Origin of the sequence: Pararhodobacter aggregans (genome assembly GCF_003075525.1) — a bacterium.
Taxonomy (GTDB): domain Bacteria; phylum Pseudomonadota; class Alphaproteobacteria; order Rhodobacterales; family Rhodobacteraceae; genus Pararhodobacter; species Pararhodobacter aggregans.
The window spans coordinates 223,890-244,582 of record NZ_QDDR01000007.1 but is presented as its reverse complement, the minus strand read 5'-3'; the positions used below and the strand labels follow the sequence as shown (position 1 = coordinate 244,582).

Annotated in this window: 21 protein-coding genes; 13 read left to right on the top strand and 8 right to left on the bottom strand. The window is 68.3% G+C overall.

Annotated elements, in window-relative coordinates; translation table 11 throughout:
- Positions 1 to 50: 50 nt before the first annotated feature.
- The 3 genes from DDE23_RS14790 to DDE23_RS14780 form a co-directional block, all read right to left on the bottom strand.
- Positions 51 to 620, bottom strand: coding sequence for a UbiX family flavin prenyltransferase (locus tag DDE23_RS14790; RefSeq protein WP_107752511.1), 570 nt, complete (start codon positions 618 to 620; stop codon positions 51 to 53).
- Complete coding sequence (locus DDE23_RS14785; RefSeq protein ID WP_107752510.1) at positions 617 to 1,945, bottom strand: UbiD family decarboxylase; 1,329 nt, start codon at positions 1,943 to 1,945, stop codon at positions 617 to 619. The genes DDE23_RS14790 and DDE23_RS14785 overlap by 4 nt, the downstream gene beginning before the upstream one ends.
- 126 nt (positions 1,946 to 2,071) lie before the next feature.
- On the bottom strand, positions 2,072 to 2,548 hold the full coding sequence (locus DDE23_RS14780; protein WP_107752509.1) for a MarR family winged helix-turn-helix transcriptional regulator: 477 nt from the start codon (positions 2,546 to 2,548) through the stop codon (positions 2,072 to 2,074).
- 262 nt (positions 2,549 to 2,810) lie between these two features.
- Between DDE23_RS14780 and DDE23_RS14775 the strand changes: the two genes are divergently transcribed.
- The 6 genes from DDE23_RS14775 (at position 2,811) to DDE23_RS14750 (ending at position 9,952) form a co-directional block, all read left to right on the top strand.
- Positions 2,811 to 5,108, top strand: a complete 2,298-nt coding sequence (locus tag DDE23_RS14775) for a bifunctional salicylyl-CoA 5-hydroxylase/oxidoreductase (protein ID WP_107752508.1) — start codon at positions 2,811 to 2,813, stop codon at positions 5,106 to 5,108.
- On the top strand, positions 5,105 to 5,824 hold the full coding sequence (locus DDE23_RS14770; RefSeq protein ID WP_107752507.1) for an SDR family NAD(P)-dependent oxidoreductase: 720 nt from the start codon (positions 5,105 to 5,107) through the stop codon (positions 5,822 to 5,824). The genes DDE23_RS14775 and DDE23_RS14770 overlap by 4 nt, the downstream gene beginning before the upstream one ends.
- 11 nt (positions 5,825 to 5,835) lie before the next feature.
- Positions 5,836 to 6,627 carry an enoyl-CoA hydratase family protein gene (locus tag DDE23_RS14765; RefSeq protein ID WP_107752506.1) on the top strand — a complete coding sequence of 264 codons (792 nt, stop codon included), beginning with the start codon at positions 5,836 to 5,838 and terminating at the stop codon, positions 6,625 to 6,627.
- A gap of 87 nt (positions 6,628 to 6,714) precedes the next feature.
- Complete coding sequence (locus tag DDE23_RS14760; protein ID WP_107752505.1) at positions 6,715 to 7,860, top strand: acyl-CoA dehydrogenase family protein; 1,146 nt, start codon at positions 6,715 to 6,717, stop codon at positions 7,858 to 7,860.
- A gap of 45 nt (positions 7,861 to 7,905) precedes the next feature.
- Complete coding sequence (locus DDE23_RS14755; RefSeq protein ID WP_107752504.1) at positions 7,906 to 9,525, top strand: AMP-binding protein; 1,620 nt, start codon at positions 7,906 to 7,908, stop codon at positions 9,523 to 9,525.
- 22 nt (positions 9,526 to 9,547) lie between these two features.
- Positions 9,548 to 9,952: a RidA family protein gene (locus DDE23_RS14750; RefSeq protein ID WP_107752503.1), complete on the top strand. Its 405-nt coding sequence runs from the start codon at positions 9,548 to 9,550 to the stop codon at positions 9,950 to 9,952.
- Here DDE23_RS14750 and DDE23_RS14745 read toward each other — a convergent pair.
- Complete coding sequence (locus tag DDE23_RS14745; RefSeq protein WP_107752502.1) at positions 9,949 to 10,830, bottom strand: AraC family transcriptional regulator; 882 nt, start codon at positions 10,828 to 10,830, stop codon at positions 9,949 to 9,951. The two genes, DDE23_RS14750 and DDE23_RS14745, sit on opposite strands and share 4 nt — an antisense overlap.
- A gap of 124 nt (positions 10,831 to 10,954) precedes the next feature.
- Between DDE23_RS14745 and DDE23_RS14740 the strand changes: the two genes are divergently transcribed.
- Positions 10,955 to 12,166, top strand: a complete 1,212-nt coding sequence (locus DDE23_RS14740) for an FAD-dependent monooxygenase (RefSeq protein ID WP_107752501.1) — start codon at positions 10,955 to 10,957, stop codon at positions 12,164 to 12,166.
- Between the two features lie 2 nt (positions 12,167 to 12,168).
- Here DDE23_RS14740 and DDE23_RS14735 read toward each other — a convergent pair whose 3' ends face one another.
- The 4 genes from DDE23_RS14735 to DDE23_RS14720 are packed head-to-tail and all read right to left on the bottom strand — an operon-like array spanning position 12,169 to position 15,234.
- The gene (locus DDE23_RS14735) at positions 12,169 to 13,077 is read right to left on the bottom strand and encodes a LysR family transcriptional regulator (RefSeq protein ID WP_107752500.1); all 909 of its coding nucleotides are present in this window, start codon (positions 13,075 to 13,077) and stop codon (positions 12,169 to 12,171) included.
- Positions 13,078 to 13,136: 59 nt separating this feature from the next.
- The gene (locus tag DDE23_RS14730) at positions 13,137 to 13,907 is read right to left on the bottom strand and encodes a cyclase family protein (RefSeq protein WP_107752499.1); all 771 of its coding nucleotides are present in this window, start codon (positions 13,905 to 13,907) and stop codon (positions 13,137 to 13,139) included.
- A 2-nt stretch (positions 13,908 to 13,909) separates the two neighbouring features.
- The gene (locus DDE23_RS14725; RefSeq protein WP_107752498.1) at positions 13,910 to 14,350 is read right to left on the bottom strand and encodes an acyl-CoA thioesterase; all 441 of its coding nucleotides are present in this window, start codon (positions 14,348 to 14,350) and stop codon (positions 13,910 to 13,912) included.
- A complete protein-coding gene (locus DDE23_RS14720) occupies positions 14,347 to 15,234 on the bottom strand; it encodes a beta-keto acid cleavage family enzyme (protein WP_107752497.1) in 888 nt (295 codons plus the stop codon). The genes DDE23_RS14725 and DDE23_RS14720 overlap by 4 nt, the downstream gene beginning before the upstream one ends.
- A 277-nt stretch (positions 15,235 to 15,511) precedes the next feature.
- On the opposite strand from DDE23_RS14720, the gene DDE23_RS14715 reads away from it, so the two are divergent.
- The 6 genes from DDE23_RS14715 to DDE23_RS14690 all read left to right on the top strand — a co-directional run bounded on the left by DDE23_RS14715 (position 15,512) and on the right by DDE23_RS14690 (position 20,693).
- On the top strand, positions 15,512 to 16,546 hold the full coding sequence (locus tag DDE23_RS14715; protein ID WP_107752496.1) for a TRAP transporter substrate-binding protein: 1,035 nt from the start codon (positions 15,512 to 15,514) through the stop codon (positions 16,544 to 16,546).
- Between the two features lie 9 nt (positions 16,547 to 16,555).
- Positions 16,556 to 17,062: a TRAP transporter small permease gene (locus DDE23_RS14710; protein ID WP_107752495.1), complete on the top strand. Its 507-nt coding sequence runs from the start codon at positions 16,556 to 16,558 to the stop codon at positions 17,060 to 17,062.
- Positions 17,049 to 18,425, top strand: coding sequence for a TRAP transporter large permease (locus DDE23_RS14705; protein ID WP_107752494.1), 1,377 nt, complete (start codon positions 17,049 to 17,051; stop codon positions 18,423 to 18,425). Before DDE23_RS14710 ends, DDE23_RS14705 begins: the two co-directional genes overlap by 14 nt.
- A gap of 143 nt (positions 18,426 to 18,568) precedes the next feature.
- On the top strand, positions 18,569 to 19,384 hold the full coding sequence (locus DDE23_RS14700) for a TlpA disulfide reductase family protein (RefSeq protein WP_107752493.1): 816 nt from the start codon (positions 18,569 to 18,571) through the stop codon (positions 19,382 to 19,384).
- Positions 19,381 to 20,097 (top strand): L,D-transpeptidase, encoded by a 717-nt coding sequence (locus DDE23_RS14695; protein ID WP_107752492.1) that lies wholly within the window; start codon positions 19,381 to 19,383, stop codon positions 20,095 to 20,097. Before DDE23_RS14700 ends, DDE23_RS14695 begins: the two co-directional genes overlap by 4 nt.
- Positions 20,097 to 20,693, top strand: a complete 597-nt coding sequence (locus DDE23_RS14690; protein ID WP_238149993.1) for a DsbA family protein — start codon at positions 20,097 to 20,099, stop codon at positions 20,691 to 20,693. The genes DDE23_RS14695 and DDE23_RS14690 overlap by 1 nt, the downstream gene beginning before the upstream one ends.

Here is a 20,693-nt window from a genome sequence, read left to right as displayed (position 1 = left end):
AACCCTTGGAATTCCTGACTCCGCCATCTTGCCCCACGCATGGGACACCCCTAGTCTTTCCAGCGCCGGACCAGATCCGTCTCGATCCCGAACAGGTCCAGCACCCGGCCCAGGCTGTGGTCGACGATATCATCGAGGCTTTCGGGACGGTTGTAGAAGGCGGGCACCGGCGGGGCGATGATCGCCCCCATCTCGGCCAGCTGGGTCAGGGTCCTCAGGTGCCCCAGATGCAGCGGCGTCTCGCGGACCATCAGGACCAGCTTGCGCCGCTCCTTCAGCACCACATCCGCCGCCCGGGTCAGCAGCCCCGAGGTGACGCCGGTCGCGATTTCGGACATCGAGCGCACCGAACAGGGCGCGACCACCATCCCCAGCGTGCGGAACGACCCGCTGGAGATGCCGGCCGCGATATCCTTCGCCGCGTGAACCCGGTCGGCCAGATCGTGGACCTGCGCGACTTTCAGATCCGTCTCATGCGCCAGCGTGATCTCGGCCGCCGGGGTCATCACCAGATGCGTCTCAATGGGCGTGTCGCGCAGGATCTCCAGCAGCCGCACGCCGTAGCGCACCCCCGACGCACCGGAAATCCCGACGATCAGCCGATCCGGCGCGCGGCTCATGCCAGCCAATCCTTCAGGTCGATCCCGTCCTGCCCGGGGATCGACTTGCGCGCGAATTCCGCCTCGCGCCCCCAGGGCATCGTCGCGTCGATGCACAGCCGCCCCCAATGGTCCTTTTTCGGATCGCGGTAAAAGCCCGGAATGTCGTTCAGGATCATCGCCCGCGTATCGGCCCGGCCCCGCGTCAGATAGGCCCACATCACGTCGTCGAGGTCGTGGATATCCACATCCTCGTCCACCACGATCACCACCTTGTTGTAATCGAGATGCGAGGCCAGCGCCGCCAGGAACACATGCTGCGCGTGCCCCTCATAGGCCTTTTTGATCTTGATGATCGAGATCATCACGTTGGGCCGACAGCTCACGTCGATCACCCCGGGCACCGCCGCGTTGACCGCGCGGTAAACCCGCGCCGCCGTCACCGCCTCCAGCGGGCGCAGATCCTCGGGCGAGCCGCAGAGGAGCCCGTGCAGCACCGCGTCCGGCCGGTAGCTGACATGCGTGACCTCGAAGACATGGTTGGGGCCGATTTCCACATAATTGCCCATGAATTCGCCAAAGGGACCTTCCGGGCGGCGTTCATGCGGCAGGAAGCGGCCTTCGACCACGATATCGGCGCTGGCGGGCACCTCCAGATCGAGGGTCACGCATTTGCGCATCGCCAGCGGCTCGCCCCGGATCTGCGCTGCCATCGCCAGTTCCGACGCCTCATAGGGCAGCGAGGCGCAGGCCGAGAGGAAGATCTCGGGCGGGGCCGAGAGGATCAGCGCCGCCTCCAGCGCCTCGCCCTTCTCCTCGGCGGCGCGCTGATAGCGGGCGAGGTCATGCGTGCCGCCCAGCCGCACCCGCAACTCCTGATCGGAAATCTGCTGCGAGCGGTGGAACGACAGGTTCGCCACCCCCGTCTCGGGGTCACTGGCCAGGAAGATCGCGCTGGTGAAATAGGGGCCGCCGTCGCGCCCGTGCCAGGTGATCGCGGGCAGGTCGGACAGTTTGCCGGAGATGAACCCGCCCGCCTCGGCCCCGGTCGCGGGGCGGGTGAAGCTGCCGGGCGGCGCGGCGATGCAGGCCTCGGTCAGGGCGATCCAGCGCTGGCAGAAGGTCTGCTCGCCGGTGCCGATCATGTCACAAAGGCGCTGGTGGCTGCCGAAGATGTTGGACACCACCGGCAGGCTGCTGCCCTGCACGGTCTCGAACAGCACCGCCTCGCCCCCCGCGCGCTGCACGGCCCTTGTCACGGCGGCAAGCTGATGCTGCGGGTCCACGGGCTTGGCGACGCGGCGCAGATCGCCCCGGGCTTCGAGCGTTTTCAGCAGGCTGTGCATGGATCGGGTGCTCCGGTTCGGGATCTCTCTGCCCCCGATTAGACGCGAAACCGGCCGGGTGGGGCCAGCGGCAGGGCTTCACCGATCGGACATTTCCTTTTCGATAGCGGGCAAATCTGCCGCGTTTCACCCCTGGGCGCTGGCTTTCTGCAAGATCGTGCGCAGCGCCTCCAGATCGGCGGCGTCGAGCCCGGCGAAAAGGCCGTTCACCTCGCGCTCATGTGCGGCTGCCATCGCCTCGAAGACGCGCATCCCCTCATCGGTCAGCGTGGCCCGCACCGTGCGGCGGTCATTGGCCACCGGCGTGCGGATCACCAGCCCGTCGCGTTCCAGCCGGTCGACCACCGCCGTGGCGTTCCCGTTCGAGACCAGCAGCGCCCGGCTCAGGTCCGACATGCTCAGCCCGTCCCGCCGTCGCCAGAGGGCGGCCATCACGTCGAAGCGGGGCAGCGTGGTGTCGTGGTTGACGCGCAGATATTCGCGCAGCTGGTTCTCGGCCTGCCGGGTCACGTTCAGCAGCCGTATCCAGGCCTTGAGGCGGCGTTTGCTCAGCGGGTCCTGGGCCGGTTCGGGGGCGGCGTCCAGCAGAGGGCTCTCGGTCATGCGGCAGCTCCGGTCATGGGTCGCGGGGCGGGTGAGAGGGCTTCCGCGCGGTTATTTCAAGTCTGAAAGTTTAAGCGCCCGCGCGCGCGGATCAAGCCTTGTCATGGTCGCAGAGGGTGGCCGGGGGAAAAGTTTCAAGTTTAAAACTTTAATGTTGAAACGTGCCCCGAATGGTGCTTTCCTGAGTCCCGAAGCGGAGGGTCGATCCGGTCCTCTGCCGGGGCCCGGCCCCGCCATGTCCGCGTTGAGCGAGGGACGATCCATGCGTGTAGCCTGTCTTGGCGGCGGTCCCGCCGGCCTGTATTTCGCCATTTCGATGAAGCTGCGCGATCCCGCGCACGAAGTGGTGGTGATCGAGCGCAACCGCGCCAATGACACCTTCGGCTGGGGGGTGGTGCTGTCCGACGACGCGCTGTCCAATCTGGCGCAGAACGACCCGACCAGCGCCGAGGCGATCCGCTCGCATTTCGCCTATTGGGACGATATCGCGGTGATCCATGACGGGGTGCGCACCGTTTCCGGCGGGCATGGCTTTGCCGGCATCGGCCGCAAGCAGATGCTGATCCTGCTGCAACAACGCGCCCGCGAGCTGGGGGTGGAGCTGCGTTTCGAGACCGAGTTCAAGACGGCCGAGGAATACCGCAAGGATTACGATCTGGTGGTCGGCGCCGACGGCATCAACTCCCGCGTGCGTCAGGAATATGCCGAGGTTTTCAAGCCGGACGTGGAGCTGCGGGCCTGCAAGTTCATCTGGCTGGGCACGCATCAGAAATTCGACGACGCCTTCACCTTCATCTTCGAGAAGACGGATCACGGCTGGATCTGGGCCCACGTTTACCAATTCGACGCCGATACCGCGACCTTCATCGTCGAATGTGCCCAGGACACCTGGGAGAAATTCGGCTTCGAAGGCATGTCGAAGGAAGAGATCGTCGAGAAATGCCGCGAGGTTTTCGCGTCGCATCTGGGCGGGCATGAGCTGATGTCGAACGCCAACCATCTGCGGGGCTCGGCCGTGTGGATGAACTTCCCCCGCGTGTTGTGCGAGAAATGGCACCATGAGAATGTCGTGCTCTTGGGCGATGCCTCGGCCACGGCGCATTTCTCGATCGGCTCGGGCTCTCGGCTGGCTTTCGACAGCGCCATCGCGCTGGCCGATTACCTGCATTCCGAACCGACCATGGAAGCGGCGTTCGAGCGCTACCAGGCCGAGCGTCGTCTGGAAGTGCTGCGCCTGCAGTCGGCGGCGCGCAACTCCTTGGAATGGTTCGAGGAAGTCGAGCGTTACCTCGATCTCGACCCGGTGCAGTTCAACTATTCGCTGCTGACCCGCTCGCAGCGGATCAGCCATGAGAACCTGCGCCTGCGCGACCCCGAATGGCTGCAAAGCGCCGAACGCTGGTTCCAGAACACCGCCGGCGCCGCGCCCGATGCGCCGCTGCGCGCGCCGATGTTCGCGCCGTTCCAGCTGCGCGACATGGCGCTGAAGAACCGCATCGTCGTCTCGCCCATGGCGCAATACAAGGCCGTCGACGGCTGCCCGACCGATTGGCACCTGATCCATTACGGCGAACGGGCCAAGGGCGGCGCGGGCCTCGTCTATACCGAGATGACCTGCGTCTCGCCCGAGGGCCGGATCACCCCCGGCTGCCCCGGCCTCTATGCGCCGGAACACGAAGCCGCGTGGAAGCGCCTGACCGCTTTCGTCCATGCCGAGACGGATGCCAGGATCTGCTGCCAGATCGGCCATTCGGGGCGCAAGGGCTCGACCAACCTTGGCTGGGAGGGCATCGACCTGCCGCTCGACAGCGGGAACTGGGATCTGGTCAGCGCCTCGGCCCTGCCCTGGTCCAAGCGCAACGCCATGCCGCGCGAGATCACGCGGGCCGAGATGGATCAGGTGAAGGCCGAATTCGTGGCCTCCACCGAAATGGCGGTTCGCGCGGGCTTCGACATGATCGAGCTGCACGCGGCGCATGGATACCTCGTGTCGTCCTTCATCTCGCCCACGTCGAACCAGCGCAGGGACGACTACGGCGGCTCGCTGGAAAACCGCATGCGCTGGCCGCTGGAGGTCTTCGCGGCGATGCGCGCCGTGGTGCCGGAAGGCACGCCGATGTCGGTCCGTATCTCGGCCAACGACTGGGTGGGCGACGCGGGTGTGACCCCCTCGGAAGCCGTTGAAATCGCGCGGATGTTCACCGAAGCGGGCGCCGATCTGATCGACGTCTCGGCCGGCCAGACCACCATCGAGGCTCGCCCGGTCTATGGCCGCATGTTCCAGACGCCGTTCAGCGACCGGATCCGCAACGAGGCCGGGATCCGCACCATGGCGGTCGGCAATATCTCCGAGGCCGACCACGCCAACTCGATCCTGATGGCGGGCCGCGCCGATCTGGTGGCGGTGGGCCGCCCGCATCTGAACGACCCCTACTGGACCCTGCACGAGGCGACCCGCATCGGCGACCGCACCGCGCCCGACTGGCCGATGCCCTATCTCAACGGGCGCGATCAGGCCTGGCGGCTGGCCGACCGCGAAGCCGAGACGATCCGGGCATGAGGCGCGTTCTGGTCACCGGCGGCGGGTCGGGCATCGGCCGCGCCATCGCCCGGGCCTTCGCGGAAGCGGGCGATGCCGTGACGATCTGCGGGCGGCGTCTGGATGCGTTGCAGGAAACGGCGGAAGGCTTCGCCATGACCCTGCGGCAGGCCGACGTGACGGACGAGGCGCAGGTCGCGGCGCTGTTCGACCAGCCCTTCGACGTAGTGATCGCCAATGCGGGCGGCGGCCCCGCCGCCAAGCTGCGCGACACCACGCTGGCGCAATGGAACGACACGCTGGCGGTAACGCTGACCGGCACCTTCCTGACCTTCCGCGCGGCGCTGAACGGCATGCAGCCGGGCGGACGGCTCATTGCCATCGCCTCGACCGCCAGCCTGAAGGGGGGCGCGGCGATTGCCGCCTATGCCTCGGCCAAGCACGGGGTGCTGGGGCTGGTGCGCTCGGTCGCGCAGGAGGTGGCGAAACAGGGCATCACCTGCAACGCGATCTGCCCGGGCTTCGTCGATACGCCTCTGGCCCAGACCGCCATCGAGGGTCTGATGGCGAAGAAGGGCCTCGACCGCGCCAAGGCCGAGGCCATGGTCGCCAGCGGCAACCCCATCGGCGGGCTGATCCGCCCCGACGAGGTGGCCAGCGCCGCCCTCTACCTCGCCTCGCCCGAGGCGCGCATGATCAACGGACACGCGCTGAGCCTTTCGGGCGGCGAAATCTGACAGGAGCACCCATGCCCCAGCACTTCCTTCTCAGCATCGAAAACGGCATCGCCACCGTCTCGCTCGACCGGCCCGAACGCAAGAACCCGCTGACCTTCGACAGCTACGCGGAACTGCGCGACTGGTTCCGGGGGCTGGTCTATGATGATACGGTCAAGGCGGTGATCTTCGCCCCGAACGGCGGGAATTTCAGCTCGGGCGGTGATGTGCATGACATCATCGGGCCGCTGACCCGGATGAGCATGAAGGAGCTTCTGGCCTTCACCCGCATGACCGGCGATCTGGTCAAAGCCATGATCGGCTGCGGCAAGCCGATCATCGCCGCGGTGGACGGGGTCTGCGCGGGCGCGGGCGCAATCATCGCCATGGCGTCCGACCTGCGGGTGGCGACGCCCTCGGCGAAGACCGCGTTCCTGTTCAACCGCGTGGGGCTTGCGGGCTGCGACATGGGCGCCTGCGCGATCCTGCCGCGCATCATCGGTCAGGGCCGGGCGGCGGAACTGCTGTATCTGGGCCGCGCGATGACGGCCGAAGAGGGCTACAACTGGGGCTTCTTCAACCGCGTGGTCGAACCCGATCAGCTGATGGCCACCGCGGGCGAGTTCGCCCGGCGCATCGCCGAGGGACCGAATTTCGCCAACATGATGACCAAGACCATGCTGGCGCAGGAATGGTCGATGGGGCTGGAACAGGCCATCGAGGCCGAGGCCCAGGCCCAGGCGATCTGCATGCAGGGACAGGATTTCACCCGGGCCTACGAGGCCTTCGTGAAGAAGGAAAAGCCGGTGTTTCAGGGCGATTGAAAGGCGGGGGGCCAGCCCCCCGCACCCCCCGCTCAGGGGGAGCACGCTCCCCCTGAGAACCCCCGTGCGTATTTGGAGCAAAGTGATATGGCGGATCGGAGCTTTCTGGACTGGCCGTTCTTCGAGGAAAGGCATCGGGCGCTGGCGGCGGAGGTCGAGGATTTCGCCGCCGGGCTGGACATCGACCACGCGGATACCGATGCGGCCTGCCGGGCGCTGGTGACGGCGATGGGCGCGGCCGGGATCGCCGCGCATTCGGGGGCGCCGGACGGGCGGCTCGATGTGCGAAGCCTCTGTCTGATCCGCGAGACGCTGGCGCGCCACGATGGGCTGGCGGATTTCGCCTTTGCCATGCAGGGGCTGGGGACCGGGGCGATCTCGCTCTTCGGGACCGAGGAACAGCGCGCCGACTGGCTGCCGCTGACCCGGGGCGGCGAGGCGATCTCGGCCTTCGCGCTGACCGAGCCGCAATCGGGCTCGGACGTGGCCAATTCCACCATGACCGCCACGCGGGACGGCAATGATTATGTCCTGAACGGCGAGAAGACCTGGATCTCGAACGGTGGCATCGCCGATGTCTACACGCTGTTTGCCCGCACCGGCGAGGCGCCGGGCGCCAAGGGGCTGTCGTGCTTCATCGTCACCCCCGACCTGCCCGGCTTCGAGGTGGTCGAGCGGCTGGAAACGATCGCCCCCCATCCCCTCGCCCGGCTGCGCTTCACCGATTGCCGGGTGCCGGCCAGCGCCATGATCGGCGGGCCGGGGCAGGGGTTCCGCATCGCCATGTCGGTGCTGGATGTGTTCCGCTCGTCCGTCGCCGCCGCCGCGCTGGGCTTTGCCCGCCGGGCGCTGGATGAGGCTTTGGACCGGGTGACGAGCCGGCAGGTGCAGGGCGCGCCGCTGTTCGAGTTGCAGATGGTGCAGGGGCATATCGCCGACATGGCGGTCGATGTCGACGCCTCGGCGCTGCTGGTCTACCGCGCCGCCTGGACCAAGGATTCGGGCGCCCCCCGGGTCACGCGCGAGGCGGCGATGGCCAAGCTTTTCGCCACCGATCAGGCGCAGCAGGTCATCGACCGGGCGCTGCAATTGCACGGCGGCGATGGCGTGCGCCATGGCCAGATGGTCGAGAGCCTTTACCGCGAGATCCGCGCGCTGAGGATCTACGAGGGCGCGTCGGACGTGCAGCGGGTGGTGATCGCCCGCCAGACGCTCGCCGCCCATCAGAAATGACCGCATGACCGGGAAAACCCGGCGTGATCCAACAGGAGACCCGAGATGCTGAGACCCTCCGCCCATGTCGACAGCTTCACGCGCGACAACCTGCCGCCCCTGGAGGCCTGGCCCGAGCTGCGGCTCGAGGGGTTCGACTATCCCGACCGGCTGAACGCAGGCGTCGAGATGACCGATACCATGGTTGCCAAGGGCTTTGGCGACCGCACGGCGCTGATCGGCAACGGGCGGCGGCGGACCTACAAGGAACTGGCCGACTGGACCAACCGTCTGGCCCGCGCCATGGTCGAGGATCTGGGCGTGAAGCCCGGCAACCGGGTGCTGATCCGCTCGGCCAACAACCCGGCGATGGTGGCTTGCTGGCTGGCGGCGACCAAGGCGGGGGCGGTGGTCATCAACACCATGCCGATGCTGCGGTCCGGCGAGCTGGCGAAATATGTCGAGGCGGCGCAGATCACCCATGCGCTGTGCGACACGCGGCTGATGGATGAACTCACCGCCTGCGCCAAGGACAGCCCCTGGTTGAAGACGGTGGTGGGGTTCGACGGCACCTCGAACCATGACGCGGAACTGGACCGGCTGGCGCTGGAAAAGCCGGTGACTTTCGAGGCGGTGCAGACCGCGCAGGACGATGTGGCGCTCATTGGCTTCACCTCGGGCTCGACCGGGAAACCCAAGGCCACGATGCATTTCCACCGCGATCTCCTGATCGTCGCCGATGGCTATGCCCGCGAAGTGCTGGGCGTGGTGCCCGAGGATATCTTCGTGGGCTCGCCGCCCCTGGCCTTCACCTTCGGCCTCGGGGGCCTCGCCATCTTCCCGCTGCGCTTCGGCGCTGCCGCGACGCTCCTGGAGAACGCCACCCCGCCCAACATGATCGAGATCATCCAGAAATACCGGGCGACGGTCTGTTTCACCGCGCCCACCGCCTATCGCGCCATGATGCGGGCGATGGACGAGGGGGCGGACCTGTCCTCGCTGCGCGCCGCCGTCTCGGCCGGTGAGACGCTGCCGGGCCCGGTCTATGACGAATGGATGGCCAAGACCGGCAAGCCGATGCTCGACGGGATCGGCGCCACCGAGATGCTGCATATTTTCGTCACCAACCGCTTCACCGACCACCGCCCGGCCTGCACCGGCAAGCCGGTCACCGGGTACGAGGCCCGCGTGATCGGCCCCGATGGCGCGGAACTGCCGCCCGGCGAGCCGGGGCGGCTGGCGGTCAAGGGGCCGACCGGCTGCCGCTACCTCTATGGTGACCGGCAGGGCGAATACGTGCAGAACGGCTGGAACATCACCGGCGACACCTTCGTGATGGATCACGATGGCTATTTCCACTTCGCCGCGCGCAACGACGACATGATCGTCTCGGCCGGCTACAACATCGCCGGGCCCGAGGTGGAGGCGGCGCTCCTTGCCCACCCGGCGGTGGCGGAATGCGCGGTGATCGGCGTGCCGGATGAGGCGCGCGGTACCATCGTCGAGGCGCATATCGTGCTGGGCGCGGGCGAGACACCGTCCGACGCGCTGGCCAAGCTTCTGCAAGAGCACGTCAAGGCGACCATCGCGCCCTATAAATATCCCCGTTCCATCATCTTCACACGCGCCTTGCCCAAGACCGAAACGGGCAAGATCCAGCGTTTCCGCCTGCGTCAGTCGGGCTGAGCCAGTCAACCGGAGTACCACCATGAAACCGACCGTCATTCACCCCGAGGGCTGGGCCCCGGCGCTGGGCTATGCCAATGGCATGCTGATGGCCGACGGCACGCTGCATGTCGGCGGCCAGATCGGCTGGAACGCCGACAAGGTCTTCGTCGCCAAGGATTTCATCGGCCAGATGGAACAGGTGCTGGCGAATATCCTGGCCGTGGTCCAGGCCGCGGGCGGCGAGGCCGGCGACATCGGCCGCCTGACCTGGTTCGTCAAGGACAAGGCCACCTACCTCGCCCATCAGCGCGAGATCGGGGCGGCCTATCGCCGGGTGCTGGGCAAGCATTTCCCGGCCATGTCGCTGGTCGTGGTCAAGGATCTGGTCGAGGACGAGGCGCTTCTGGAGATCGAGGCCACGGCCTACATCGCCCCGAAAGCCTAACCCGCGGTCAGGCCCCGGCGAAAGCGCTGGCGGAAGGCGCTGGGCGTTTCGCCGGTCCGGGCCACCAGGAAGCGGGTGAAATAGGACGGGCTGGAGAACCCCAGCTCATAGGCGATGGCGCTGATCGGCTCGGGGCTGAAGGCCAGGCTGCGGCGGGCCCGCAGCACCCGCTGTTCGGCCAGGATCTCGCTGGCGGTGCGGCCGGTGACCTCGCGGATCGCCCGGGTCAGATGCGTGCGCGTGACCGACAGGCTGCGGGCCAGCGCGGCGGCGTCGGGCAGGGGGGCGGTTTCGTCCACCAGCCGCTGGAAGCGCGCGACCAGCTGCTGCTTGCGCCCGGCGATGCCGGTGGCGGCCGCGCCCTCGGCCGCCAGCCCGCGCCCCATCTCGATCAGCAGAAGCCGGAACAGCGCCTCAAGCGCCATGCTGCGGTCGGCGCTGGTGCCGGTGCTCTCGCCTTCGATCCGGGCGACGAGGGGCAGCAGCGTTTCGGTCAGGCCCGGTCCTGACAGCACCTGCGGACGGGCGATCCAGCTGTCCAGCCACGGCGCCTCGGCGGCGATGCGGGCGGTGTCGCTGGCGGGCAGCGTGATCGACCAGCCCTGCATGCCCACGGGATAGCGGAAGGCATGGCTGCACAGCGCCGGCAGCCAGAGCACGGCGGGCCCCTCGATCCGGGCCGGGCTGTGGTCGACCAGCGCCTCGACAACGCCACCCGCAAAGACCAGCACCTGCGACAGGCCCTCGTGGAAATGCGCCTCGACCGACCAGTCATGGATATGGCTGCGCGCCGCCAGCCGCTCGCAATGCAGGAAGCCCAGATGCGCCGAGGCATCGCCGAGGACGAAGCGGTGACGGTCGAGATAGGGGCGCGTCATGGCAATCCCGAGGTTGCGAATTGAAAAGTCTTTATCACCTGCGTGGCTTGTCCGCACAGGCCCCGCGGGGTGAGATGAGGGCAGGACAGGCACAGAAGTTCTGCGCCACGGGGAGGGGAAGACCATGGTCAAGATCATCATTGCCGGGGGCGGGATCGGCGGGCTGACGGCGGGGCTCTGCCTGCATGAGGCGGGTTTCGAGGTGAAGGTCCTCGAATCCGTGGCCGAGATCCGGCCGCTGGGTGTCGGCATCAACGTCATGTCCTCGGCCTCAGGGATCCTGCGCGGTCTGGGCCTGACCGAGGCGCTGGATGCCATGGCCATCCAGACCCGCTGCATCGAGTACCGCACGCGCTTCGGCCATCTGATCCAGTCCGATCCGCGCAACATGGCGGCGGGTTTCCCGGCGCCGCAATACTCGATCCACCGGGGCGAGCTGCAGTTCCTGCTGCTCGATGCGCTGCGGGCGCGGGCCGGGGCGGGCGCGGTCGAGACCGGGCGCCCGGTCACCGGCTACCGGCAGGATGCGGCGGGCGCCGAGGTGCTGTTCGCCGATGGCAGCAGCCTGCGGGGCGATCTGGTGGTGGGGGCCGAGGGGCTGCGCTCGCCGATCCGGGCACAGATGCATCCGGGTGACGGGCCGCTCAATTACGAGGGCACGATGATGTTCCGTGGCGCGGTCGAGATGCCGATGATCGGCGACGGCCGCACGATGGTCATCGCCGGGGATCACGATTGCAAGTTCGTGACCTATCCGATCAGCGAACAGGCCCGCCGGAAGGGTCGCGCGCTGACCAATTGGGTGGCCGAGATCCGCCATTCCGCCCCGCGCCACATCGACGACGCCGATTGGCGGCGGGGGGCGACGATGGATTACATCACCCCGTTCCGCGCCTTCCAGATGCCCGACATGGATATCGCCGCGATTCTGGAAGCCACGGAGATCGTGACGGAATTCCCGATGATCGACCGTGACCCGCTGCCCTTCTGGACCGAGGGGCGCGTGACGCTGCTGGGCGATGCCGCGCATCCGATGTACCCGATCGGCGCCAATGGCGCGAGCCAGGCGGTGCTGGACGCCCGCGCGCTGGCCGATGCGCTGACGGCGGCGCCCGGTCCCCTGGGGCTGCGCGCCTACGAGGAGGCGCGCCTGCCCATCGCTGCCAATGTGGTGCGCGCCAACCGGCTGGGCGGGCCCGAGCAGGTGCTGGATATCGCTGCCGCGCGGGTCACCGGGCCGCAGGACCGGATCGAGGATCTGATTACCCAGGCCGAGCTGGACGAGGTGGCCGCCAATTACCGCCGCATCGCCGGGTTCACCAAGGCGGGCGGCTGAGGTCAGAGACCCTCGGCCGCGGCGATCTCCAGGATCCGGGTGCGGACATGGCGCAGGAGCGGGTCGCCATCGGCCAGCTGGTGCCATTGCAGGGCGATCCTCAGCTCGGGCAGGGGCATCGGCGGCGGGTACATCCGCAGCGGCATCATCGCGCAGACGATCTGCGCCAGCCGCTGGTGGACGATGGCCGCCCGCTGCGTGCCCAGCACGAAGAACGGCACGCTGGAGAAATTCGTCGCCAGCACGTCGATCACCCGGCTGTTGCCGAAGCGGTCGGCCAGCGCCGTCTCGTAGCTGGGCGGCCCGTCGATCAGCTGGACCGAGACCTGCGGCAGGGCCATGAAGGTCTCCAGATCCAGCGCCTCGCCCACCCGGGCGTTCTGCGCGTCGACAATCACCGCATAGCCATCGGCGAAGAGCAGGTGCGAGGGATGGTCGGGCGCCAGGAACCGTTCCGGCATCACCGCAAGGTCGACCTGCCCCCGGGCGATCTGGCGCGTCGCGTCGGACGAGGGGGTCACGAAAGTGAAACTGATCCCCGGGGCCTCGGCCTGGATCGACTGCACGACGCGGGCGAAAAAGGCGATCCCCACGTAATCCGAGGTGATGACCCGCAGGCTGCGCCGGGCGGTCGACAGGTCCAGCCGCGGCTGTTCGATGATCGTCGTCTCGATCTGCATCAGCGCCGCGCGGATCGCCACGGCCAGTTCCTGCGCCCGGGGCGTCAGGGTCATCTTGCGGCCGACCGGCACCAAGAGATCGTCGCCGAAGAATTCGCGCAGCCGGGCCAGCGCGCCCGAGGTGGCGGATTGGCTGAGGAACAGCTTGTCCGCCGCGCGCGAGACATTGCGCTCGGTCAGCAGATGGTCCAGCGCCACCATCAGATTGAGGTCGAGCCCCTTGAACCGCATGCAGTCTCTCCGCGCGCCCGGGCTCCAAGGGGGCAAAGGCCGGGCGCGCTGTCAATGGGTCACGGCAGATGCGCCACCGCCCGCACCCAGCCGGCCGAGGCCCCCTCGACCTTGACCGGGAAGGCGCTGACCCGAAAGCCGGTGGCGGGCAGCAGGGGCAGATTGGTCAGCTTCTCCATATGGCAATAGCCGCGCTCCATCCCGGCCTTGTGCCCCTCCCAGATGATCGAGGGATCGCCGGAAGCGGCGAAGCGCTCGCGGGTGTGGCGGAAGGGGGCGTCCCAGCTCCAGGCGTCGGTGCCGGTCACGCGCACGCCCTGTTCCAGCAGCCACAGCGTCGCCTCGCGCCCCAGCCCGCAGCCCCGGTCCAGGAAATCCGGCTGGCCATAGGCCGCGCCCGCCGCGGTGTTGACCAGCACGATGTCGAACGGCGCGAGCCGGTGCCCGATCCGCGCCAGTTCCGCCTGCACCTCGGCGGCCGAGCAGACATGCCCGTCCGGCCGGTCGCGGAAATCGAGCTTCACCCCCGCCCCGTAGCACCAGTCGAGCGGGATCTGGTCGATGGTCAGCGCCGGGGCGCCGCCGTCCATCGTCGGGTGGAAATGCCAGGGCGCGTCCATATGCGTCCCGTTATGGGTGGTCATCGTCACCCATTCGATGGCCGCCCCGGCGCCCCCCGGCAGGTCCGCCGGGGCAAGGCCGGGGAACAGCATGGCGAATTCCTCGGCCCCCTTGGCATGGTCGAGATAGTCGATCTTCGGCAGCATATGCGGCGGGTCCGAGGCGATCCCGGCTTTCAGCGCGACGGACAGGTCGATCAGGCGGCTCATGGTCACCCTTCGGTAAAGAAACAGGCGGTGAAATCGGCGGGCAGCTTTGCGGCCTTGATGGCGCCCGGCTTCTCGGGATGGGGCACCGCCCAGACGCGGGTATCGGTCAGTTCGGCAATCGGGCTGCCGTCCCGATGCTCGATCCGGTGCGAGAGCTCGATGGACGAGCCCCCGAACCGCAGCACCCGGCTGCTGACCCGCACCACGTCGCCATAGGTCGCGGGCTTCAGATAGCGCTGGCCGGACGAGACCATCGGCCAGCCGACAATTCCGTAGCGCGCCTGCGTCTCGCGCTTGCCCAGACCCGTGGCCTGGGCAAAGAGCGCGTTGGTGTTGGCGTCGCACATCTCGGCGTAGCGGGGGTAATAGACGATCCCGGCGGGGTCGCATTCGCTCCACGCCACCAGCCGTTCGGTCGTGCAGACCAGCGCCGTCCCGCTCATGGCGCTTTCAGCCCCAGCATGGCGCGGGCCTCGGCCGGGGTGGCGATGTCGAGCTGCAACTCGCTGGCGATGCGGACGGTGCGGGCGACCAGTTGCTCGTTCGTCGCCTTCTCGCCCTTGGCGTAATAGAGGTTGTCCTCCAGCCCGACCCGCACATGCCCGCCCCAGAGCATCGCCTGCGTGGTCCCCGCCAGCTGCGCCGTGCCGATGGCCGAGATGTTCCAGATCGACCCGGGCGGCAGCAGCTTGATCATCGATTCGAGGATGTCGTGCGAATAGGGCATGGCGCCCTGGAAATTGCGGTTCGCGCCGAGCACGAAGTTGAAGAAATAGGGCGGCTTGTCATAGCCCTTCTGGATCAGGCGCACGGCGTCGTTGATGATATGGGCGGGGCTGAAGACCTCCCATTCCGGCTTGATGCCTTTGGCCTGCATCGCTTGCGCCAGAACCTCGCAGCGGGCGGGCGTGGTCAGGACCAGCAATTCCTTGCCCGGGACCACGGTATCGACAGCGGTGAAGGCGTCCATGGTGCACATCTCGGCGCCCGCCATCGTGCCCTTCAGGCGTTCGTCGAAATTGTTCTCGCAGATGCCGTCGGGGCGTTCGATCACCATGTCGCCGGTCGAGCCGCCGCCGGTCGAGTTGTTGATGATGATGTCCGAGCCCGCGCGCACCCTGTCGTTGATGGCGCGGTAGATGTCCGGGTTGCAGGTCGCCAGATGGTCGGGGCGGCGCGCGTGCAGCGCGGCGATGGCGGCGCCCGCCCTGGCCGAGGCGGTGACCGAGGCGGCGATCTCGTCCGGCTGGGTGGGCAGATGCGGCGAGGCCTCTTTCGGGGCCATGCCCCCGGTCGGCGCCACGGTGATGATCAGTTTCGAGCTCAAGCGAACCTCCCTTGGATGGACCGGCGGCCGCCTGGGCGGCCCGGTTGGCCGGACCCTAGCCGCCTTCCCGGCAAAGCGTTTCGCCGTATTTTCGACGCGAGCTATCGGTCGGGCCGATAGTTGGTTGCCGGATCGGGGCGGTGCGCAGATGGGTTTCGTATCGGTCTGGCCGATAGTTCGCATCGGAAATTGCCAGTAATCCGATACGTGGCGCTGCGCTAAGGTCCAGCCGGCGCCGAGGATCGGACCCGGCGCGGCATCAGTCGGGGAGTGAGAGATGCACATCGAATCCAAGGGTTTCGCCGCCGCCTTGGCGCTGGCGCTGGGCCTTTCCGCCGCCGGACAGGCGCTGGCGCAAGAGGTCACGCTGACCGTTCACCATTTCCTGGGGCCGAATTCCACCGCCCAGCGGGTGCTGCTGGAACCCTGGGCCCAGCGCGTGCAGGAGCAATCGGGCGGCCGCATCGCGGTCGAGATCTATCCGGCCATGTCGATGGGGGGCGCCGCGCCCGAGCTGTACCGCCAGGTCCGCGACGGCGTGGCCGATATCGTCTGGACGCTGCCCAGCTACACGCCCGGCCTCTTCAAGCGGCTCGAGGTGTTCGAACTGCCGGGCGTGCACCAGAACTCGGCCGAGGCGACGACGCTGGCCATTCAGGACCTGATGCCCGACCTGGCCGAGGATCTACAGGACGTGCATCCGCTGCTGGTCCATGTCCATTCCGGCTATGTGCTGCACATGCGGGGCGGGGCGATCGGGGGCGTCGGCGATCTGCAGGGAATGCGGCTCAGGACCCCCTCGCGCATCGGTGGCTGGCTGATCGAGGCCTGGGGCGCGGAACCCGTCAACATGCCGGTGCCCGACCTGCCGCAGGCACTGTCGCGGGGCGCGGTCGAGGGCGCGCTTCTGCCTTTCGAGGCCGCGGGCCCGATGGGTCTGGCCGAGATCACCGGCGCCTCGGTCGAGGGGCCGGAGGGCGCGCGGGCCGGAACCATGGTCTTCCTCTTTGCCATGAACCGCGAGCGCTACGAGAGCCTGCCCGAGGATCTGCGCGCGGTGATCGACGCCAATTCCGGCCTGACCATCGCTGCCGAGGTCGGGGCGGGTTTCGATGCGTTCGAGGCCGAGATGGCGGCGCGGATGGCCCGGACGCGGCCCGTGGTGCAGCTGAGCCCCGAAGCCTGGGAGAGTTTCCGCGCCCCGGACGAGGCGGTGGCGCAGCGCTGGATCGCCGATGTGGCGGGGCAGGGCATCGACGGGGCGGGGCTGATCGCCCGGGCCCGCGCCGCCATCGCCGTCCACGGCGAGTAACCGGCCGTGATGACCGCGCTGGTCAATTTCTGGGCGATGATCGGCGGGCTGTGCCTGGCCCTGATCGTCGCGCTGACCGCGGTGAATGTCGGCGCGCTCGCCGCCGACATGGTGCTGCGCGGCTGGGACATCCGGGTGCCGGGGATCTACGGCTACGAGGATGTGGTGAAACTGCTGGCCAGCGTCGCGGCGCTGGCCTTCTTCCCGCTCTGCCAATGGCGGGGCGGGCATGTGGCGGTCGGCCTGCTGATCGACCCGGCGCCGCGCTGGATCGGCCGCGTCAACCGCGTCATCGCCCAGGCGCTGACCACCGGCGTCGCGCTGTTCCTGGCCTGGTGGATGGCCATCGGCGCGCTGGAGGTGCGGCGCGACGGGCTGACCACCGGCATCCTCGAATGGCCGCAATGGCCGTTCTACTGGCCGGGCGTGGTGTCGATGCTGCTCTGGGCGCTGGTCGCGGCGGTGATGACCCTGAACGCGCTGAAAGGCGAGGAGGCCGTGCATGGACCCGCGTGAAATTACCGGGCTGGCGGGGCTGGGCGTCCTGCTGTTGCTGATCCTGCTGCGTATTCCGGTGGTGGTGGCGATGATCGCCGTCGGCCTCGGCGGCAGTTACGCGCTGAGCATCGTCGCCCCCTTCCTGCGGTTCGAGCCCTATCTGCGGCAGTTCAAGTCGATGCTGTGGGAAAGCATGGCGAGCTATGACCTGACCATCATCCCGCTTTTCGTGCTGATGGGCTATGTGGCGGGGTTCTCGGGCCTCAGCCGCGACCTGTTCGACGGCATCCAGGCGATGATCGGCCGGATGCGCGGCGGGCTGGCCATCTCGGCCATCGTCGCCTGCGCGGGCTTCGGGGCGGTCTGCGGATCCTCGGCCGCAACGGCCTCGGCCATGGGGCGGATCGCCCTGCCCGAACTGAAGAAGGGCGGCTACGCGCCCGGGTTCAGCGCCGGGGTGCTGGCGGCGGGCGGGACGCTGGGCATCCTCATCCCGCCCTCGGTGGCGCTGGTCATCTATGGGGTGATCGTCGAGGCCTCGATCCTGGACCTGTTCCGCGCGGCGATCCTGCCGGGGCTGATCGCCGTGGTCTTCTTCGTCGCGGTCATCGCCCTCTACACCCGCCTGCGCCCCGAGGCCGCGCCGGTCATCCCGCCGATGCCCCGGGCCGACCGTCTGCGCGCCCTGCTGCGCTTCCTGCCGGTCGCCGGGATCTTCGGCGCGCTGATCTTCGGCCTGGCCTTCGGTCTGTTCACGCCCACCCCGGCGGCGGCCATCGGTGCCTTGGCGGTGATCCTCTACGGCGCCGCACGGCGGCTCATCACCGGCGACGGGCTGACCTGGAGCGGCCTGCGCGAGGCGGTGCTCAGCACCGCCGTCACCTCGGGGATGATCTATGCCATCCTCTTCGGCGCGGCGGTGCTGACCAGCTTCTTCACCCGCTCGGGCCTGCCGATGGGGCTGGCCGATTGGGCGGCAACGGCCGCGATCGACCCCTATCTCATGCTGGTCATCTGCCTTGGCTGCCTGATCGTCATGGGCTGCTTCCTGGAATCGCTGTCGATGATCCTGGTCATCGTGCCGTTCCTGTGGCCGGTGATGCTGGCGGTGAACGGCGGGCCCTATGTCAGCGCCGATCAGGCGGCCTTTGGCCTCGGGCCGGACGAGTTGAAGATCTGGTTCGGCATCCTGATGCTGATCGTCATCGAACTGGGGCTGATTACCCCGCCGGTGGGGATGAATGTCTTCATCATCGGCGCGATCACCCCCTCGACCCCGATGGGCCGCATCTTTGCCGGGGCCTCGATGTTCTTCGCGGCCGAGGTGGTGCGGGTCGGTCTGCTGATCCTGTTTCCGGCCATCCTGTTCGTGCTGATCTGATCACCTCTGTGTCATCGGGGCGAAGGGGCGGCCAGCCTTAAGGTTGGTGTAAGGCGGGCGGGGGAAGTCGGCGGCATGAAAGCCGTTGTCTTCCTTTGCCCGCCTGTCGCCGTCCTGCCCTGTCCCACCGGGCGGAGGTGGTCATGAGCGCCGTCCAGATCGGGCCGCTGGTCTTCGACATCGCCCGGTTCGCCGCCATCGTCGCGGCGGGCGTGCTGGTCGCCTTGGGCGGTCTGGTCGAATGGCTGGCCCGCCGGCAGGGCCGTCCGCTGCCCCTGCCGGTCGGCGGGGCGATGCTGGCCTGGGTGCTGGGCGCGCGGATCCTGCATGTCTATGAAAACCGCGCCGTCTTTGCCGGGGAACCGCTCAGTGCCCTTGCCCTGTGGCAGGGGGGCTTCTCGGTCCTGGGGGGTTTTGCCGGGCTGGGGGTGCTGGTGCTGGCGCTGCTGATCCGGCGGCCCGCCTCGGGCATGGCGCTGGCGGGGGTTCTGACGCTGGCGGCGGGGGCGGGCCTGTCGGTCCTCGCCTTCGCCGGGGCGCCCGCCGTGACGCTTCCGGCCCGTGCCTTCGCGGCGCTGGAGGGGCCGCCGGTGCTGCTGACCCGGCGTGAGGGGCGGCCGTTGGTCGTGAACCTCTGGGCCAGCTGGTGCCCGCCCTGCCGACGCGAAATGCCGATGATGATGGCGCTGGCCGCGGCCCATCCCGGGATCGACGTGGTCTTTGCCAATCAGGGCGAGGACCGCGGCACGATCGAGGATTTCCTCGATCTTCAGGGGTTGGACGGGACGGGTATCGTCCTCGACCCCGACAGCGCCCTGATGCGCGAGCTTGGCGCCGTCGGCCTGCCGACGACGCTGTTTTTTGACGCCGAAGGCCGGGTGAGCGCCCGGGCGACCGGCGAAGTATCCCGCGCCGCCATGCTGTCAGGCATGCGCGCCGCCGGAGGAGACGTGGAATGATCCGACCCATCTTGACCCTGACCCTCGCCCTGCTGATGGGCGCCTGCGCCGCCGTGCCCTATGCCGAGCCGCCGGTGGCCGAGGCCCCGGCCGAGCCGCCGCTGCCGCCCGACATTCTGGCCCGTTACCGTGCGCTGCAGGACGGGGACGAGATCATCCCCGCCGTACCGCTGGAGAACCTGAGCGCCCGCAACGTCCGGCAGGAGGTCGATTACTGGACCGATCACCCGCCGGGGACGATCATCGTCGATCCGCATGACCGCTTCCTCTATCTGGTCGAGCCGGGCAACCGGGCGCTGCGCTATGGCGTGGCGGTGGGCGAGGCCGGGTTCCAGTTCACCGGCGAGGCGCGGATCCCCTATCAGCGCGACTGGCCGCGCTGGACGCCGACGCCGAACATGATCGCCAACCGGCCCGATTACGCCGAATACGCGGGGGGCGTGCCCGGGGGCATCGACAACCCGCTCGGCGCCCGCGCGCTTTATCTGCACCGGGACGGGCGCGACACGCTCTATCGCATCCACGGCACGCCCCAGCCCTGGACGGTGGGGACGGCGGTGTCCTCGGGTTGCATCCGGCTTTACAATCAGGACATCATCGACCTCGCCGCCCGCGTGCGCAGCGGCACCCGTGTGGTCGTGCTCGGCCCCGACGAACGCGGGCTGGGCACCGTCCCGCCCGAGGCGACCCGCAACACCGGAGTGCTCGACTGATGCTGACCCGCCGCATTCTTCTGCTGACCGCCGGTGCCTCGGTGATCCTGCCCGGGACGCTCGCCGCGCAAGAGGCGCCGAGCCTTGACGAGGTCCATTTCGACCCCGATGCGCCGGTGCTGGGCAACCCCGAGGGCGATGTCACGCTGGTTGAGTATTTCGACTACCAATGCCCCTATTGCAAAGCCCTGCACCCGGTGCTGACCGATGTGGTGGCGCGGGACGGCAATGTCCGGCTGATCCTGAAGGACTGGCCGGTGTTCGGCGCGCCCTCGGTCTTTGCCGCGCAGCTGGCCTTGGGCTCGGTGGCGCTGGGCGCCTACGAGGCGGTGAGCCACGCCCTGATGGAAACCCGCGGTTCGCTGGATTTCGAGGCGGTGATGGCGGTCGTCGGCGAGGTGGTGAACCCCGAGGAGGCGCTCGCTTCCTACGATGCAGAGGGGGCGAAATGGGACGCGCTTCTGCGCCGGACCCATGCCCAGGCCGAAGGGTTCGGCTTCATCGGCACCCCGTCCTTCGTGATCGGCACGCAGATCTTTCCCGGCGTGCTGGAGCGTCAGGGGCTGGAGCAGGCGATCCGCGAGGCCCGCGCCTAG